General features: G+C 73.9%; 3 protein-coding genes. All 3 read right to left on the bottom strand.

Going from position 1 to position 3,323, the window contains the following annotated elements:
- A partial coding sequence (locus tag GTW67_RS15030) for a TSUP family transporter (RefSeq protein ID WP_161165322.1) occupies positions 1 to 495 on the bottom strand: 495 nt, incomplete at its 3' end.
- Positions 492 to 1,907, bottom strand: coding sequence for an amidohydrolase family protein (locus GTW67_RS15025; protein ID WP_161165321.1), 1,416 nt, complete (start codon positions 1,905 to 1,907; stop codon positions 492 to 494). The genes GTW67_RS15030 and GTW67_RS15025, both read right to left, overlap by 4 nt.
- The gene (locus tag GTW67_RS15020) at positions 1,904 to 3,223 is read right to left on the bottom strand and encodes a solute carrier family 23 protein (RefSeq protein ID WP_161165323.1); all 1,320 of its coding nucleotides are present in this window, start codon (positions 3,221 to 3,223) and stop codon (positions 1,904 to 1,906) included. Before GTW67_RS15020 ends, GTW67_RS15025 begins: the two co-directional genes overlap by 4 nt.
- Between the last annotated feature and the right edge of the window lie 100 nt (positions 3,224 to 3,323).

The raw sequence follows: 3,323 nt of genomic DNA, 5'->3' as shown, positions 1-3,323 counted from the left end.
GCACGCGGCCACCGTGGAACGCAGCTCGGCGGGCGGCCGATGCTGGTAGACCAGGGCCAGCGGCGGGCCGCCGACGCCGGTCGCGGTCTCCGTGAGCCCGGTGACGGCGCCCGCCCCGACGTACGCGACCCGGCCGGGCGCGAACGCGGGCGCGGTCAGGCTCACGACGGCCGCGAGCACCGTCGCCACGCCCACGAAGAGGCCGAGACTGCGCTCCGGGATCAGCCACAGCAGCGCCAGCCCGGCCGGGGTGGCGGCGAGCCGCGCCCCGGTGATCCAGCCGGCGCCGCGCAGGTCGAGCGACGCGCGTTCGCGCCAGGCGACGTACGCGTTGAGCGGGATCATCGACGCCAGCACGAAGACCGGGACGAGGCCGGGGTCGACGATCCCGGCGACGGGCGCGACGATCAGCGCGAAGCCCAGCCCGCTGCTGCCCTGGACGAACGCGGCGACGGCCACCGTCACACCGAGGATCGCCAGCATTTCCGTACTCACCGCGACGTGCTCCGCTCCTGGGACATGCTCAGCGCCCGTGACGCCGTGGACGTGGGGTGGACCCGGGTGACACCGGCCCTGGCGACGGTGGCGCGGGCCAGTTCGGCGGCCCGTCTCACCAGCGCGGGCCCGTCCCAGCCGACGGGGCTGCCGTGCCACATGCGCAGCCGCCCGGCGACGAACACGGCGCTGATCTGGTCCCGGTTGCCGCGTCGGACGAGTTCCCACGGCAGGTCCCAGGAGAGCGCCGTCTCCGGGGTGTCGGCGTCGACGAGGAGGAAGTCGGCCGCCGCGCCCGGCGCGACGGTGCCGGTGCGGGTGCCGAGCCCGACGGCGTCGGCGCCCCCGCGGGTGGCGCGGTCCAGCCACGTCCAGCCGGCTCCGCACGACGAGTCGCCGGTCGCCAGGCCGTAGGCCAGCCGCTGGGCGAACTCGGCGGCGTCCGCGAGCCGGAAGCCGTCACCGCGGGTGCCGTCGGTACCGAGCCCGAAGCGGATGCCGCGCTCGGCCATGGCCGTCGCCGGGGCGACCGCGTTGCCCTTCCACGCGCTGGCCACGGGGTTGTAGCTGATGGCGGTCCCCGTGTCGGCGAGCAGGGTCAGTTCGCGCGGGGTGAGCAGCGTGGCGTGGGCGGCGAGCAGTTGGGGGCCGAGCGCGCCGATGCGGTGCAGGTGTTCGAGGGGGCGCAGCCCGTGCCGTACGAGGGAGCGTTCCACGCCGGCGAGGTGCTCGTTGACGTGGATCTGTACGACGGTGCCGGCCTCGGCGGCCAGGCGTGCGGTGGCCCGCAGGGTGTCCTCGGTGGCGGCCTCCGGGATGGAGACGGCCAGCGAGGGGTGGATCAGGGCGTCGCCGGTGTAGCGGGCGAGGTGCTTCTCGGCGTTCTCCAGCACGACCGGTCCGGTGCCGCCGGCGTCGTCCGCGTCGTTGCAGATGAGGCCGAGTACGCAGCGGATCCCGGCGTCGCGTGCGGCCGACGCGACGACGTCCACGTCGACGTCCGCGCGGGTGCCGGCGTCGGCGACGGTGGTGAAGCCGCCGCGCAGCGCTTCGAGCGCCGCCAGTTTGGCCGCCGTGTAGGCGGACTCCTCGTCCAGCGCGCCTTCCAGCGGCACCCAGACCCGGCGGAAGATCTCGGAGGGTTCACCGAAGGCGAGTGCGGAGCCGAAGCTCTGGGTGAGGTGGTGGTGGGCGTCGACGAAGCCGGGCATCAGCAGGTGGCCGGGCAGCCGTACGGTCCGCACCTCGGGGTGCGCGCGCTCCAGTCGGTCGGCCGGTCCGACGGCTTCGAAGCGGCCGTCGTCGACCAGGACCGCCCAGCCGTCGGCGGGGCCTTCCGGCAGCAGGACCGCGCCGGGTACGAGGAGGAGCGGGCCGGGGTGGGCGAGGGCGTCACGGTCGGGATGGTTCATCGGTCGCTTCCTGTGCGGGCGGAGGTCAGGCGGGCGGCGACGCCGGGCCTGACGTGGTGGAAAAGGATGTTGAGGACGGCGGCGGCGAACGTGCCGACGGCGACGCCGCTTTCGAGGAGGATGCGGACGTTGGGCGGGAAGCCGCCGTAGACGCCGGGGACGAGGATGGGCAGCAGCCCCAGCGCGAGGGCGACGGCGCAGACGAAGGTGCTGGTGTGCCGGTCGAGGTCGGAGCGTCCGAGCATCTGGATGCCGAGCACGGTGATGACGCCGAACACGACCATGGCGGTGCCGCCGACGACCGCGGTCGGGATCACGCTGATCGCCCGGGTGACGGGGGCGAGGAACCCGATGACGATGAGGACGACGCCGGCCGCGGCGGTGACGAACCGGCTGCGGACCCCGGTGACGCGGACGATCCCGATGTTCTCGCCGCTGGTGACCATGAGCGGCAGGCCGAAGAAGCCACCGAAGAGCGAGGTGAGCGCGTCGCCGCGGACGGTCTTCGGCACGTCGGTCCGCTTGTCGATCTCCTTGCCGACCGCTTCGGCGTTGATGACGGTCTGGCCGGTCGCCTCGGCCATGGAGGCCAGGCTGTAGAGCATCAGGGGCAGCGCGGCGACGACGTTGAACTGCGGGGAGCCGAACGGCATCAGGTGGGGCAGGTTCACCAGGCTGCCGCCGGCCAGGCCTCCCCCGTCGAGCGCGCCGGTCGCGGCGGCGAGCGCGGTGCCGGCCAGCAGGCCGAGCATCACGGCGAGTTGGCGCACGACGCCGCTGAAGAGCAGGTAGAACGCGACGGTGAACCCGATCGTCGCCATGCCCAGACCGAGGTTGGCGGGGTCGGCGAAGCCCGGCGAGCCGGGCTGCCCGGTGACCAGGACCGCACCGACCTTCACCAGGTTGACGCCGACGATGACGATCATCGTGCCGATGACGAGGGCCGGGAAGTACCTGAGCAGCCGGGAGAAGACCGGTAGGACGACGAAGGTGAACACCGCCGTCAGGACCACCGCGCCGGTGGCGGTGCGCACGCCGTGCTGCTCGGCGATCGCGAGGAACAGGATGAGCGGCGCCCCGCCCGGCAGCATCACGAACGGCAGCCGCGGCCCGAACTTCCAGACGCCGAGCGACTGGAGGAGGGACCCCACGCCGGAGAGCACGAAGGCGGCCGAGAGCAGGTCGACGGTGAGACCGGCGTCGAGCCGGAGGGTGGCGCTCATCAGGAAGATCGCCGAGATGGGGGTGGCGGCCATGACGAGGACGTGCTGGATGCCGAAGAGCAGGATCCGCCCCAGGGGGCGCGCCTCGTCCACGGGGTGCACGGCGGGCGGGCCGGCCGTGCCGGCGGCCACGAGGGCGGGGTCGTCGGGCGGCTGTGCGACCGCTTCCGGGCCGGGGGACGGTGGGGCTTCG

The organism is Streptomyces sp. SID5910 (assembly GCF_009862125.1).
Taxonomy (GTDB): domain Bacteria; phylum Actinomycetota; class Actinomycetes; order Streptomycetales; family Streptomycetaceae; genus Streptomyces.
This window is presented reverse-complemented; position numbering and strand designations above follow the sequence as displayed.

Coding starts and splice junctions, on each gene's coding strand:
- GTW67_RS15025 (WP_161165321.1), bottom strand. CDS start 1,907: ATGAACCATCCCGACCGTGACGCCCTCGCCCACCCCGGCCCGCTCCTC.